At 57.5% G+C, this 14,516-nt stretch carries 13 protein-coding genes; 8 read left to right on the top strand and 5 right to left on the bottom strand.

All coding sequences use genetic code 11. From position 1 onward, the window contains the following. Positions 1–136: 136 nt before the first annotated feature. Positions 137–1,888, top strand: a complete 1,752-nt coding sequence (gene ggt / locus ACR6AS_RS18400; RefSeq protein ID WP_434163417.1) for a gamma-glutamyltransferase — start codon at positions 137–139, stop codon at positions 1,886–1,888. Between the two features lie 68 nt (positions 1,889–1,956). On the opposite strand, the gene ACR6AS_RS18395 is transcribed toward ggt, so the two are convergent. After that, on the bottom strand, positions 1,957–2,448 hold the full coding sequence (locus tag ACR6AS_RS18395; RefSeq protein WP_367395890.1) for a GNAT family N-acetyltransferase: 492 nt from the start codon (positions 2,446–2,448) through the stop codon (positions 1,957–1,959). Between the two features lie 346 nt (positions 2,449–2,794). On the opposite strand from ACR6AS_RS18395, the gene ACR6AS_RS18390 reads away from it, so the two are divergent. The 4 genes from ACR6AS_RS18390 (at position 2,795) to gntU (ending at position 6,608) form a co-directional block, all read left to right on the top strand. Then, positions 2,795–3,490 carry a pirin family protein gene (locus ACR6AS_RS18390; protein ID WP_111140394.1) on the top strand — a complete coding sequence of 232 codons (696 nt, stop codon included), beginning with the start codon at positions 2,795–2,797 and terminating at the stop codon, positions 3,488–3,490. 102 nt (positions 3,491–3,592) lie between these two features. Next, on the top strand, positions 3,593–4,588 hold the full coding sequence (gene gntR, locus ACR6AS_RS18385) for a gluconate operon transcriptional repressor GntR (RefSeq protein ID WP_293773308.1): 996 nt from the start codon (positions 3,593–3,595) through the stop codon (positions 4,586–4,588). Between the two features lie 140 nt (positions 4,589–4,728). Further along, entirely contained in the window at positions 4,729–5,265 is a 537-nt protein-coding gene (gntK, locus tag ACR6AS_RS18380; RefSeq protein ID WP_111140392.1) for a gluconokinase, read from the top strand. 2 nt (positions 5,266–5,267) lie between these two features. Next, the gene (gene gntU / locus ACR6AS_RS18375) at positions 5,268–6,608 is read left to right on the top strand and encodes a gluconate transporter (protein WP_111140391.1); all 1,341 of its coding nucleotides are present in this window, start codon (positions 5,268–5,270) and stop codon (positions 6,606–6,608) included. Positions 6,609–6,641: 33 nt separating this feature from the next. On the opposite strand, the gene ACR6AS_RS18370 is transcribed toward gntU, so the two are convergent. The 4 genes from ACR6AS_RS18370 to ACR6AS_RS18355 all read right to left on the bottom strand — a co-directional run bounded on the left by ACR6AS_RS18370 (position 6,642) and on the right by ACR6AS_RS18355 (position 8,667). Further along, positions 6,642–6,950, bottom strand: a complete 309-nt coding sequence (locus tag ACR6AS_RS18370) for a DUF805 domain-containing protein (RefSeq protein WP_233498989.1) — start codon at positions 6,948–6,950, stop codon at positions 6,642–6,644. Beyond that, positions 6,947–7,372, bottom strand: coding sequence for a hypothetical protein (locus ACR6AS_RS18365; RefSeq protein ID WP_111140389.1), 426 nt, complete (start codon positions 7,370–7,372; stop codon positions 6,947–6,949). The genes ACR6AS_RS18370 and ACR6AS_RS18365 overlap by 4 nt, the downstream gene beginning before the upstream one ends. Next, a complete protein-coding gene (locus ACR6AS_RS18360; protein ID WP_111140388.1) occupies positions 7,369–7,950 on the bottom strand; it encodes a hypothetical protein in 582 nt (193 codons plus the stop codon). The genes ACR6AS_RS18365 and ACR6AS_RS18360 overlap by 4 nt, the downstream gene beginning before the upstream one ends. 123 nt (positions 7,951–8,073) lie before the next feature. Beyond that, positions 8,074–8,667, bottom strand: a complete 594-nt coding sequence (locus ACR6AS_RS18355) for a YhgN family NAAT transporter (protein WP_111140387.1) — start codon at positions 8,665–8,667, stop codon at positions 8,074–8,076. 219 nt (positions 8,668–8,886) lie between these two features. Here ACR6AS_RS18355 and asd point away from each other — a divergent pair, with 219 nt between their 5' ends. The 3 genes from asd to glgX all read left to right on the top strand — a co-directional run bounded on the left by asd (position 8,887) and on the right by glgX (position 14,515). After that, a complete protein-coding gene (gene asd / locus ACR6AS_RS18350) occupies positions 8,887–9,996 on the top strand; it encodes an aspartate-semialdehyde dehydrogenase (protein ID WP_293773325.1) in 1,110 nt (369 codons plus the stop codon). 356 nt (positions 9,997–10,352) lie between these two features. Further along, the gene (gene glgB, locus ACR6AS_RS18345; RefSeq protein ID WP_111140385.1) at positions 10,353–12,536 is read left to right on the top strand and encodes a 1,4-alpha-glucan branching enzyme; all 2,184 of its coding nucleotides are present in this window, start codon (positions 10,353–10,355) and stop codon (positions 12,534–12,536) included. Continuing rightward, positions 12,533–14,515, top strand: a complete 1,983-nt coding sequence (gene glgX / locus ACR6AS_RS18340; RefSeq protein WP_293773329.1) for a glycogen debranching protein GlgX — start codon at positions 12,533–12,535, stop codon at positions 14,513–14,515. Before glgB ends, glgX begins: the two co-directional genes overlap by 4 nt. Position 14,516 lies beyond the last annotated feature (1 nt).

The following is a 14,516-nucleotide window of genomic DNA, read 5'->3' as shown; positions in this document are numbered from 1 at the left end:
ATAAGTTTACCCGATATCACAGACCTTACTTTCAGATGTATTCCGGATTTGACTTAACCCCGGTTATTTTGCTGTATTTGTAGGCACTTGCAGAAATGATAAAAAAATGTAAATAACAACACAGGATGGTGGCAGGATGAAAATGCAGAAAAGGGTGCGTCAGCTGAGCTGGTCGCTGGTGATGAGCATGACCGTGGTGGCTGGCGCTCAGGCTGCGGCAGTGCAGGCTCCGCCGGTCTCTTACGGGGTGGACAGCGATACGTTTCATCCGGTGAAGGCGCAGCACGGCATGGTCGCGTCGGTGGATGCGATGGCGACCCGGGTGGGCGTAGAGATCCTGCGCCAGGGCGGCAATGCGGTCGATGCCGCCGTCGCCGTGGGCTTTGCGCTGGCCGTAACCCATCCGCAGGCGGGCAACCTGGGCGGCGGGGGCTTTATGCTGCTGCGCACGGCCTCAGGCCGCGCCACCGCCATCGATTTTCGTGAAATGGCACCGGGACACGCGTCGCGCGATATGTTCCTGGACAAGCAGGGCAACGCCGACAGCAAACTGTCGCTGACTTCACACCTCGCTTCCGGGACGCCCGGCACCGTTGCCGGACTGGCGCTGGCCGCACAGAAATATGGCACACTGCCGCTGAGCACCCTGCTGGCCCCGGCGATCAAACTGGCGCGTGAAGGCATTCCGGTCAACGACGCGCTGGCAGATGATCTCAAAACCTACGGCAAAGAGGTCCTGATTACTCATCCCAACAGCAAGGCGATCTTCTATAAGCCGGACGGTACGCCGTGGCAGAAGGGCGATCGGCTGGTTCAGAAAAAACTGGCGCACAGCCTGCAGCTTATCGCCCGTCAGGGGCCGGATGCGTTCTACAAGGGAGAGATCGCCGATGAGATCGCCGGAGAGATGGCGCAGCATGGCGGCCTGATCAGCAAAGCGGATCTGGCGGCCTACCGGGCGGTCGAACGAACGCCTGTCAGCGGCACCTACCGGGGCTATGAAGTCTTCTCCATGCCACCGCCCTCATCCGGTGGAATTCACATCGTGCAGATCCTGAATATCCTGGAGAACTTCGATCTGGCGAAGATGGGCTTCGGCAGCGCCGACGCCATGCAGGTGATGGCAGAAGCAGAAAAATATGCCTATGCCGATCGCTCGGAATACCTCGGCGATCCCGATTTCGTGAAGGTGCCCTGGCAGGCGCTGACCAGCAAGGCCTATGCGAAAACGCTGGCGCAGCAGATCGACGTGGCGAAGGCGCGCCCTTCCAGCGAGATCAAACCGGGCAAGCTGGAACCTTATGAGAGTAATCAGACTACCCATTTCTCGGTGGTGGATAAGCAGGGTAACGCGGTCGCGGTCACTTATACGCTTAACACCTATTTTGGCAGCGGGATTGTGGCGGGCAACAGCGGCATCCTGATGAACAACGAGATGGATGACTTCTCCGCCAAGCCGGGCACGCCGAATGTCTACGGGCTGGTGGGCGGCGAAGCGAACGCCGTGCAGCCGGCGAAACGGCCGCTCTCCTCCATGTCGCCAACCATCGTCGCCAAAGGCGGAAAAACCTGGCTGGTTACCGGCAGTCCTGGCGGCAGCCGCATTATCACCACGGTGTTGCAGATGGTGGTCAACAGCATCGATTTCGGCATGAACGTGGCCGAAGCCACCAATGCGCCGCGCTTCCATCATCAGTGGTTGCCGGATCAGCTGCGCGTTGAGAAGGGCTTCAGTCCGGACACGCTGCGCCTGCTGGAGAATAAAGGTCAGCATGTGAAGGTACTGCCGTCGATGGGCAGCACCCAGAGCATCATGATCGGGCCGGACGGTATGCTGTATGGTGCCTCCGATCCGCGCAGCGTTGATGATCTGAGCGCCGGCTACTGAGCCCGGACGCTAACTGACAGGGAGTATCCGCAGCAGGGGCACGCCGGTGCCTCTGCTGCTTTCAGCCGTCAGGCCTTAACCCGCGCCATATAGTGTGCATCAATCAGCTCGCCGTGCCGCATCGCAAAGCCCTTCGCCGTTCCCTCAATCTCAAAGCCAAAACGCTGATAAAGCGCGATGGCCGGGCCATTGTCGACAAACACCGTCAGCTCCATCCGGCGCACCTGAAGCCAGTCGTCGCACAGCGCAACCATTTCACGCATCAGCGTGGTGCCCACGCCGCGCTGCCGGTAACGCGCATCCACGCCCATCCCCAGGGAGGCGACATGGCGGCGTCTGGCGCGCTCTTCCACCTGCAGCGCACACTGACCCACGATCTCCTCACCGATGCAGGCGACCAGCAGATGCGCATTGGGCTGTGGGGCGGCGAGACGACTCTGCCACATCTGAAGCGACGAATGGGGAAGATGGAGTGTGCTGGCCTGCGTATCGGGCTGGCTGTAGATCCGGTGCAGCGCAGCGGCATCGTCGGGCATAACGTGGCGGACAGTGATTTCCATGAGCGCTCCTCTAATCGGCAGAAACCTTTTAAACATCATGGAAATCATCCGGTTAATCAAGCAGGAATGATCGGAAAAGGCTTTACAGACGAGAATGATAATGATTATTATTGCCATGCATTCGCGGGATGTCGCATGACAGCCTGAGAAAGCACGACATTGCTCACATTGCTTCCAGTATTTTTAGCCAGCCGCGAGCTGGCTTTTTTTTGGCTGCTCTCCTTCAGTGCTTTTCAGCCACTGCCTATTCCTTATTCAACTATTTTGAACAGAGGAGTGAAGTTTTTCAGCTATCAATCTGACCCCCTCAGGAACACACTACAAAAAACATTGAGGAGATTTGAACATGATCTATGTACGTAAAGCTGAAGAACGCGGTCACGCAAACCATGGCTGGCTGGATAGCTGGCACACTTTCTCTTTTGCCAGCTACTACGACGCCAACTTTATGGGCTTCTCCGCGCTGCGGGTCATCAACGAAGATGTGATCGATGGCGGTCAGGGGTTTGGTACTCATCCCCATAAAGATATGGAGATCCTGACCTACGTACTCTCCGGTACGGTTGAGCATCAGGACAGCATGGGTAACAAAGAGCAGATCCCGGCGGGTGAGTTCCAGATTATGAGCGCCGGCACCGGCGTGCGTCACTCCGAGTACAACGCCAGCGAAAGCGAACCGCTGCACCTTTATCAGATCTGGATCATGCCTGAGCGCAACGGCATCGAGCCGCGCTATGACCAGCGCCGCTTCCCGGATGTGCAGGGTCGCCAGCTGGTGCTCAGCCCGGATGCGCGTGACGGATCGCTGAAGGTCTATCAGGATATGACGCTGTCGCGCTGGGTGCTGTCAGCGGGTGAACAGGATAACGTCGCGATTGAGACGGGCCGCCGGATCTGGATCCAGGTCGTGAAAGGGGACGTGACCGTTAACGGTCATCCGGTCACCACCAGCGACGCGCTGGCTATCTGGGACGAAAGCGCGCTGACTCTCGAAGCCAGCTCCGCAGCAGAAGTTCTGCTGTTTGATTTGCCACCGGTTTAAGCCGATGACGGGCGCGCCTTGTCGCGCCCGGTTGGCAATGTTGTGACAAAAAAGTGATAGACTCATCGTACTTTAGCTTTCAGGGCGATCTCAGGCGCTACGATGAAGAAGAAAAGACCGGTATTACAGGACGTTGCCGATCGCGTCGGCATTACAAAAATGACCGTCAGCCGCTACCTGCGCAATCCTGAGCAGGTCTCCGTTGCCCTGCGGGATAAGATCGCGGTGGCGCTGGATGAGCTGGGCTACATCCCCAATCGCGCCCCCGATATGCTTTCTAACGCCACCAGCCGCGCCATCGGCGTGCTGCTGCCCTCTCTCACCAACCAGGTGTTTGCCGACGTGCTGCGCGGCATCGAAGCCGTCACTGACGAAGCCAACTATCAGACCCTGGTCGCCCACTTTGGCTACAACCCGCAAAAGGAGGAGCTGCAGCTGCGCTCGCTGCTGGGCTGGAACATTGATGGCGTCATCCTCACCGAACGTACCCATACGCCGGGCACGCTGCGGATGCTGGAGGTGGCCGGGATTCCGGTGATTGAGGTGATGGACAGCGTGACGCCCTGTCTGGATATGGCCGTGGGCTTTGACAACGTCGAGGCCGCGCGGCAGATGACGCGGGCCATCCTCGGCAAAGGTCATCGCTACACGGTCTACCTCGGCGCGCGTCTGGATGAACGTACGCTGCAGAAGCAGCGCGGATATGAAATCGCGATGCGCGAAGCGGGACTGACGCCACGCAGCGTGATGATGGAGGATGCCTCCTCCTTCAGTGCCGGTGGCGATCTGCTGCGAGAGGCGCAGCGTCTCTATCCTGAAACGGACAGCCTGTTCTGTACCAATGACGACCTGGCGGTCGGCGCGATGTTTGAGTGCCAGCGTCAGGGATTACAGGTGCCTTCACAGATGGCGATTGCCGGCTTTCACGGCCATGATATCAGTCAGGTCGTGACGCCTCAGCTCGCCACCGTGCTGACGCCGCGCGACCGGATGGGGCGCGAAGCGGCGGCGCTGCTGCTGGCGCGGATCGCCGGTGAGAGCAGCGATAACCGGCTGCACGATGTCGGCTTTGAGATCAGTGAAGGTGGCAGCATCTGATTGTGATGTTTTTATGAGTCAGCTCACACTTTCACGCTTTTCCCGGTAAAAAGGTTGCCAGGCTGTTAAGCGGCCAGGAGAATGAGAAATGACATTGTTATCGGTAACATTGGCAAATTCTCACCTGCCGGAGCAGAAAAATGACTACGCAATCCCCGTCGCATCACGTTTTTATCCTGATGGGCGTTTCAGGCAGCGGAAAGTCTGCCGTCGCCAACCAGGTTTCTCACCAGCTGAACACAGCCTTTCTTGACGGTGATTTTCTCCATCCCCGCGCCAACATCATGAAGATGGCCGATGGTCATCCGCTGGATGACAATGATCGCCAGCCGTGGCTGCAGGCGCTGAACGATGCCGCTTTTGCGATGCAGCGTACTCAGGCGATCTCCGTGATTGTCTGTTCAGCCCTGAAGAAGAGTTATCGCGACATTCTGCGTCAGGGAAATGACAACCTGCGTTTCATCTACCTGAAAGGCGATTTCGACACCATCGAAGCCCGTCTGAAAGCGCGTAAGGGCCACTTCTTTAAGCCGCAGATGCTGGTGACGCAGTTTGCCACGCTGGAAGAGCCGGGCAGCGACGAGCAGGATGTGCTGGTCGTGGATATCACCCATTCACTGGACGAGGTTGTGGCGGCGACAGTTGCGACGATCCGGGACGCAATCAGCCAGGGTTAGAGATGAATACCGCAACACTTGTTCTGACCGCAGCAGGCTCTGTCCTGCTGCTGCTTTTTCTGGTGATGAAGGCGCGTATGCACGCCTTTGTCGCGCTGATGTTAGTCTCCATCGGTGCCGGGCTGTTCTCCGGCATGCCCCTCAATAAAATTGCTGAAACCATGCAGAAGGGGATGGGCGGCACGCTCGGCTTCCTTGCTATCGTGGTGGCGCTGGGTGCGATGTTCGGCAAAATCCTGCATGAAACCGGCGCGGTGGATCAGATCGCTATCCGGATGCTGAAAACCTTTGGGCAGAGCCGTGCGCACTATGCGATGGGCATTGCCGGATTGATCTGCGCGCTGCCGCTCTTCTTTGAGGTGGCCGTCGTGCTGCTGATCAGCATCGCGTTTGCGGTGGCGCGGCGCACGGGGGGCAATCTGGTGAAGCTGGTCATCCCACTGTTTGCCGGTGTGGCGGCTGCGGCGGCGTTTCTGTTGCCCGGACCGGCCCCGATGCTGCTGGCATCACAGATGCACGCGGACTTTGGCTGGATGATCCTGCTGGGGCTCTGCGCAGCTATCCCCGGTATGCTGATTGCCGGGCCGCTGTTTGGCAACTTCATCGGCAAACATGTCACCTTCAGCGCGCCGCCGGAAGATCATCAACCCGATGTTGATGAGAGCAAGCTGCCGTCGTTTGGCTTCAGCCTCTCACTGATTCTGTTCCCGCTGGTGCTGGTGGGGCTGAAAACCATTGGCGCACGCTTCACGACCGAAGGCACCACGCTGTATGAGTGGCTGGAATTTATCGGCCATCCTTTCACCGCTATTCTGCTGGCGCTGCTGGTGGCCATCTATGGCCTGGCCTATCGTCAGGGCATGGATAAAGAGCGGGTGATGCAGGTATGCGGCAGTGCACTGCAGCCCGCCGGGATTATCCTGCTGGTGATTGGAGCAGGCGGCGTGTTTAAGCAGGTGCTGGTGGACTCTGGCGTGGGTCCGGTACTGGGCAATGCGCTGACCGGCGCGGGCCTGCCGATCGCGCTGGCCTGCTTTATCCTGTCGGGTGCGGTGCGGGTTATTCAGGGATCGGCGACGGTCGCCTGTCTGACCACGGTCGGGCTGATCATGCCGGTGATTGAACCGCTGCACTACAGCGGTGCCCAGCTGGCGGCGCTGTCGATCTGTATCGGCGGGGGATCTATCATTATCAGCCACGTCAACGATGCCGGTTTCTGGCTCTTTGGCCGCTTTACCGGGGCCAGCGAAGCGGAAACGCTGAAGACCTGGACGCTGATGGAGACCATTCTCGGCACTGTGGGGGCGGTCATCGGGATGATTGCTTTTGAATTGCTTTCCTGACCAGTCTGACGGGCTATCTGCCCGTCAGGTTCTTTACCGCGAGCGGGGGAAGATTAAAAAAGGGAACAGCAGATAAGGTGCTACTACCAAAAGGACAATGACGCCGCGTGAATAGCCAGCGTCATTTATTCTTCTCACCCCGCAGGAAAATAGAGGCAAAATAAACAGCAGCAGCGCGATTAAGCCTATTTCATGCTCTGGCCCGGTAAACCATTGCAGATAACTGCAGAACCAGACCAGCTGAAACAGCAGGAAAATAAAATAGCTCGTCCTTTCTTCACGCCCTTCATAGTTAAACGTGCGCAGCAGACAGCTTTTGATCATCTGCGGCAGACTGTTCATGCCCATTTTCTTCTTATCAGAGCAAAAAAAACCAGCGTGATGGCGGCGGCAAGCAAGTAAATCCAGGCAAAATCAGTGACGTCAACTTGCATCAGTTGCACGTCATTTAACGCCGCTTTCTGGCCCGGGACGGATAAAACGGTCAGGCCAGCTAAACAGAGTATATTTGCCAGAAAAAATAGCGACTGAAAGGTTGTTTCTTTAGCCACGGACAGGGTGGCTATTTTTCTGAAACCCCACCAGGCTACCAGATAAACCAGTAGCCAGAGTAACGCGCAGAGTAGCGGGGCAACCAGATAACTGCGCATATCTGTGATCACCCCTGAATGGCCGCTGCTGGCATACTCCAGGACTTCCTGAAGGGAGAGATAACCTGTTATCAGATAGAGCGCGCCAAAGAAAAAGGGTAATAACAACCTCATTGCATTTCCCTCCGGGTTTTCAGCCGCTGCATCAGCTGCGGCAGCTCTTTTCCGGGGTCCACCATCACCAGCTGTTTACTTTTTGCATCGTATTTCGCGGCGGCGGTCGGGTCACCTTTACCGCCCTCCGCCATCACAAAGCGTGCATCTGCACGGCCATAAAGGCCGACATGCGGGAAGGGATCGCTGCCAAAGGCCAGCACGTTTCGGCCAGGCAGGGTATATTCTCTGGTCAAAAATTCCGGGATTTTTTTTGAGTTGACGCCTGAGAAAGGCGTAGTGACAAAGCGGGAACCTGCATAATCGAGAGAAAAGCAGGTACTGCTATCGGCTGCATTTTTCTGTACCAAATCCGCGCCAAACAGGATTTTTAAACGCTGCCAGACCGTCGCGCTGTCGGGTTCGATCTTTGCGCCTTCCAGATAAACATCTTGTTTATGATAAAGTTGGTAAACCATTTTGTGAATCTGCATCATGGAGGCGCCAACACCGTGCCAGTTCGGTGCATCCCTGCTATAAAGCCGCTCAACGATAATAAAGACGCCTGTCCCGGCATAATTTTCGATACTACCCGCCATAGCAATCTCCTTTTTTACAACATTACATTAATATTATTGTTCATTTCAATGTCGTAACTTTGTGATAAACAGGCTGAATTGATGTGGCTGCATGCTTGTCAGTTCAAAAGGACAAAGGTGCGCTTATAACTTCAGATAGGCCCGGATGCCGTCCAGGAACATCTGGGTTGCCAGCATAATCAGTATCAAGCCCATCAGACGTTCCAGCGCATTCACACCCTTATCGCCCAGCAGACGCAGGAACAGACCTGACATCAGCAGAATAGCGACCGTTACGCCCCAGGCGATCAGCAGCGCGCCCACCAGATGCGACATCTGATTCGGATACTGATGCGACAGCAGCATCAGCGTTGCCAGCAGCGACGGCCCGGCGACCAGCGGAATCGCCAGCGGCACCAGGAAAGGCTCTTCACCCGCCGGTAAGCCAGAACTGCTGCTTTCGGCCGAGGGGAAAATCATCTTGATGGCGATCAGAAACAGGATGATGCCGCCGGAAATCGACACCGTTTCGGTGCGCAGATTCAGAAACGCCAGGATGCGTTCACCGGTAAACAGGAACAGCAGCATGATAATCAGGGCGATCAGCATTTCGCGGATCAGCACTACTCGCCGCCGTTTCGGCTCCAGATGCTTTAAAACCGACATAAAAATCGGCAGATTGCCCAGCGGATCCATAATTAACAACAATAATATTGTCGCTGAAATCATTTCAGTCATCGGTCTGGCACCCAGTTGTTCGCGAAAAAGCGGGGTTATTAGTTACACTGCTGAAAAAGTTAGCGTAATCGAATTAATTCACTTGCTACCCGCTCTGCATTTTGTAGAGTGAGCAGAGACAGGTAAATCTTATTATTACGCAGAGCGGCGTGAAAATAGCATGCCGCTCTCTCCTCTGAAATGAAAAGCAGGTGTAAAACTGCCTGAGACGGACACGACATGAAGAATGTAGGTTTTGTTGGTTGGCGCGGTATGGTCGGCTCTGTGCTGATGTCCCGCATGAGCGAAGAGCGCGATTTTGATGCAATCAATCCGGTCTTCTTCTCAACGTCGCAGCACGGTCAGGCGGCTCCCGCCTTTGCCGGTAAGCAGCAGGGCACCCTGCAGGATGCATTTGATATCGAGGCACTGCGTGCACTGGATATCATTATTACCTGCCAGGGCGGCGACTACACCAGCGACGTTTACCCAAAACTGCGCGAAAGCGGCTGGCAGGGCTACTGGATTGATGCGGCCTCCACGCTGCGCATGAAAGAAGACGCTATTATCATCCTGGACCCGGTCAACCATGCTGTGATCCGCCAGGGCATCGACCAGGGCATCAGGACCTTTGTCGGCGGGAACTGCACCGTCAGCCTGATGCTGATGTCGCTGGGTGGCCTGTTTGCGCATAACCTGGTGGAGTGGGCCTCGGTCGCCACCTATCAGGCCGCTTCTGGCGGCGGCGCGCGCCACATGCGCGAACTGCTGACCCAGATGGGCATGCTGCACGACCACGTTGCGCCTGCGCTGCAGAATCCGGCTTCCGCCATTCTTGATATCGAGCGTAGCGTCACCGACTTCACCCGTTCCGGCACGCTGCCGACCGATAACTTCGGTGTGCCGCTGGCTGGCAGCCTGATCCCGTGGATCGACAAACAGCTGGAGAATGGCCAGAGCCGCGAAGAGTGGAAAGGTCAGGCGGAGACTAACAAGATCCTCGCCACCACCGACATCATCCCGGTTGACGGATTATGCGTGCGCGTCGGCGCGCTGCGCTGCCACAGCCAGGCCTTCACGCTGAAACTGAAACGTGACCTGCCGCTGGCGGAAATTGAACAGCTGCTGGCGTCACACAATGAGTGGGTCAAAGTAGTGCCGAATGACCGTGAGCTGACCATGCGTGAGCTGACACCCGCCGCCGTCACCGGCACGCTGACCACGCCGGTTGGCCGCTTGCGCAAACTGAATATGGGGCCGGAATATCTCTCCGCCTTCACGGTGGGCGACCAGCTGTTGTGGGGCGCAGCCGAACCGTTACGTCGTATGCTGCGGTTGTTAATCGACTGAGTTAAATTTCTTCAAGGGCCGGATTTATCCGGCCTTTTTTGTCTTTACCGTATGCGAAATAACCTGCCGTTTCGCTTACTCAGTGATCGGCTTCCGTTTTTTGCCGATCGACAAAGAATATTTTGCTTAAGTCCATGGCAACTGCCGGGACCAAGCTATGATTTAACCATGATGTGCCACAGGTAACGCTTTTGCTTTTTGGACTAAATGTTGTGGTACACGGCAAAACCCTTTTCCATGGAATGGCCTGACTCCTTTTGCCGTCGTACGTATGGCTCAATGAAGAGCAGCGCAGATGAAGCGCCACAGGCTATGTTGCGTTCATTTCGGCTGCCAATTATCACAGGAAGAAAGTCATGTCAGAGCTTCCCGATCGCGAGGCGATCAATGCCCTGTTTGCGGGTAATTATGCTGACCCTTTTTCGTTACTAGGGATGCACCGAACTCAGCAGGGTCTTGAAGTCAGGGCGCTGCTCCCCGAAGCGCTCGAAGTTTGGGTCATTGAAACCTCTACCGGGCGCAAACTGGCTCAGCTGGCGTGTGAGGATGCGCGCGGCTTCTTCAGTGGCGTCATTCCACGCCGTAAAAATCCGTTCCGCTATCAGCTGGCGGTCAACTGGCACGGCCAGCAGAACCTGGTGGACGACGCCTATCGTTTCGGCCCGCTGCTGCAGGAGATGGACCTGTGGCTGCTGGCGGAAGGTACGCATCTGCGTCCTTATGAAACACTGGGCGCACATGGCGACGTGATCGATGGCGTCACCGGCACCCGTTTCTGCGTCTGGGCACCCAACGCCCGTCGCGTCTCGGTGGTCGGCGACTTCAACTTCTGGGATGGCCGCCGTCATCCGATGCGTCTGCGTCAGGAGCTGGGGATCTGGGAACTCTTTGTGCCGGGTGCCGTCAACGGCCAGCTCTACAAATATGAAATTATCGATGCGAATGGCGAACTGCGTATCAAGGCGGACCCCTATGCGTTCGAAGCGCAGATGCGTCCGGAGAGCGCATCGATGATCTGCGGCCTGCCAGAGCCGGTTGAGATGAAAGAGGAGCGTAAAGCCGCCAATGGTTTTGACGCGCCCATTTCCATCTATGAAGTGCACCTCGGCTCCTGGCGTCGTCACACCGACAACAACTTCTGGCTGAGCTACAAAGAGCTGGCTGAACAGCTGGTCCCCTACGTTAAAGAGATGGGCTTTACCCATATCGAACTGCTGCCCATCAACGAACATCCGTTTGACGGCAGCTGGGGCTATCAGCCGCTGGGCATGTATGCGCCGACCCGCCGCTTCGGCACCCGTGATGAGTTCCGCGCTTTTATCGACAGCGCCCACGAAGCGGGCCTGAACGTGCTGCTCGACTGGGTGCCGGGCCATTTCCCCAGCGATGACTTTGGTCTGGCGCGGTTTGATGGCACCCAGCTCTATGAGCACAGCGATCCGCGCGAAGGGTTCCATCAGGACTGGAATACCCTGATCTACAACTTTGGCCGCCGGGAAGTGAGTAACTACCTGTCAGGCAATGCACTTTACTGGACAGAACGCTTTGGGATCGATGGCCTGCGCGTGGATGCGGTGGCGTCGATGATCTATCGCGACTACAGCCGCAACGAAGGCGAATGGGTGCCGAACCAGTATGGTGGCCGCGAGAATCTCGAGGCGATCGAATTCCTGCGCTACACCAACCGCACGCTCGGCACCGTAGCACCCGGTTCGGTCACGATGGCGGAGGAGTCAACCGACTACCCTGGCGTGACGCGTCCCACCGAAGGCGGCGGGCTGGGCTTCTGGTTCAAATGGAATCTGGGCTGGATGCACGACACCCTCGACTACATGCAGGTCGATCCCATCTACCGCAAGCACCATCACAACCTGATGAGCTTCGGCATGATGTACAACTACACCGAAAACTTTGTGCTACCGCTGTCGCATGACGAAGTGGTGCACGGCAAGCGTTCGATTCTCGATCGGATGCCGGGCGACGCCTGGCAGAAGTTCGCCAACCTGCGCGCCTATTACGGCTGGATGTGGGGCTTCCCCGGCAAGAAACTGCTGTTTATGGGCAACGAATTTGCGCAGGGCCGCGAATGGAACCATGACGTCAGCCTGGACTGGCATCTGCTGGAAGGCGATGACAACTGGCATCACGGTGTTCAGCGTCTGGTGCGCGACCTCAACCACACCTATCAGCACTACACGCCGCTGCATCAGCTCGACTTCGATCCGGCAGGCTTTGAGTGGCTGGTCGTGGATGATGCGGAGCACTCGGTCTTCGCCTTTGTGCGCCGTGACCGTGAAGGTAACGAAATCATTGTGATCAGTAACTTTACGCCGGTGCCGCGTCCGGGCTATCGCCTTGGCGTAAACCAGCCTGGCTACTGGCGTGAAGTGCTGAACACCGATCAGCATGAATATCACGGCAGCGATGTGCGCATTCACCGGGTGCATACCGATGAGCAGCACAGCCACGGGCGACCACAGTCGCTGAGCCTTAATCTGCCGCCGCTGGCAACGGTCTGGCTGGTGCGGGAGGCGGAATGATCATCACTGCCGGCGATCCCGAACCGCTGGGTGCCAGTTACGATGGCAAAGGCGTTAACTTCACCCTCTTTTCCCAGCACGCCGGGCGCGTAGAGCTCTGCCTGTTTGATGAAGAGGGCGCAGAAGTGCGCTTTGACCTGCCTGGCCGCAGTGGGGATATCTGGCATGGATACATTCCGGCACTCAAGCCCGGACAACGCTACGGCTATCGGGTGCATGGCCCCTGGGCACCGGCGCAGGGGCACCGCTTTAATCCGGCGAAGCTGCTGGTCGATCCCTGCGCTCGTGCGGTTGAGGGCGATGTACCGGACGATCCGCTGTTTTATGGCGGTGACACGCAGCCCGACCCGCATGACAATGCGGCGATTGCGCCGAAGTCACGGGTCGTTGCGGAAGACTTTGACTGGCAGGACGATGTCGCGCCACGCATCCCGTGGGGCAATACGATTATCTATGAGGCCCACGTTCGCGGTCTGACGCTGCTGCATCCGGAAATTCCGGAAACGCTGCGCGGGACTTACGCGGCGCTGGGTCATCCTGTTATGGTGGATTACCTGCGTCAGCTCGGGATTACCACCCTGGAGCTGCTGCCGGTGGCGCATTTCGCCAGCGAACCGCGGCTGCTGCAGCTCGGCCTCAGCAACTACTGGGGTTACAACCCCTTTGCGCTCTGGGCCGTTGACCCCCGTTACGGCTCCGGCCAGCCGGGGGTAACGCCGTTGCAGGAGTTTCAGCAGGCGGTGAAAAACCTGCACGCTGCGGGCATCGAAGTGGTGCTGGATGTGGTGTTTAACCACACCGCCGAACTGGATGAGATTGGCCCGACCCTCTCCATGCGGGGCATAGATAACGCCAGCTACTACTGGCTGGATGAGCAGGGCGGTTATCAGAACTGGACCGGCTGCGGCAACACGCTGAACATCCACCATCCGCAGGTGATGGCGTGGACGTTAGAGGCGCTGCGCTACTGGGTCAGGGTCTGCCATGTCGACGGTTTCCGCTTCGACCTGGCCCCGGTACTGGGCCGCACACCTGATTACCAGCGCGATGCGCCCTTTTTTGCCGCGATTCGCGCCTGTCCGCTGCTCTCTCAGGTCAAGCTGATAGCCGAACCCTGGGACATCGGTCCTGACGGCTATCAGGCAGGCCGTTTTCCGCCGCCGTTTGCCGAATGGAACGATCAGTTTCGTGACACCGCACGTCGTTACTGGTTGCACGGCGCATTAAGTAACGGCGAGTTTGCCCGCCGCTTTGCTGCCTCAAGCGATCTCTACCAGCACGATGACCGGGCGCCGCACGCGACGGTTAACCTGATTACCGCCCATGACGGTTTTACGCTCTGGGACGTGGTGAGCTTCGAACGCAAACACAACGAAGCGAACGGGGAAGATAACCGCGATGGTCACGGCGATAACTACAGCCACAACCACGGCAAAGAGGGGCTGAACGTCACGTATGACGTGGTTGAGCGGCGTCGCCGCAGCGTGCGGGCATTGCTGACCACGCTGCTGCTGTCGCAGGGCACACCCATGCTGCTGGCGGGCGACGAACGTGGCCATACGCAGCGTGGCAATAACAACGCCTACTGTCAGGACAACGCCCTGAGCTGGCTTGACTGGCGGGCGGATGAGAAGGGATTAGTCGGATTTACCGCCGCACTGATTCGTCTGCGTCAGCGCATTCCGGCGCTGACTGCAGACCGCTGGTGGCAGGACGGTGACGGCAATGTGCAGTGGCTCAATGCCGGTGGCCAGCCACTGCAACACGATGAATGGGCGCAGGGGATGCACAGATTGCAGATCCTGCTGTCCGGCCGCTGGTTAATAACAATAAACGCCACGGATAAGGTGAATGACATCGTGTTACCAGACGGAGAATGGCGTGCCCTTCCTCCTTTCGCCGGGGACGACAACCCCATCCTGCTAACTGTCTGGCATGGTCCCGCACACGGCGTGTGCGTGTTCCAAAAGCAATCATAAG

Source organism: Pantoea phosphatilytica (assembly GCF_051025615.1).
In the GTDB taxonomy this organism is placed as follows: Bacteria; Pseudomonadota; Gammaproteobacteria; order Enterobacterales; family Enterobacteriaceae; genus Pantoea.
The sequence above is the reverse complement of the archived record's forward strand: the minus strand, read 5'-3'. Positions and strand labels throughout refer to the sequence as shown.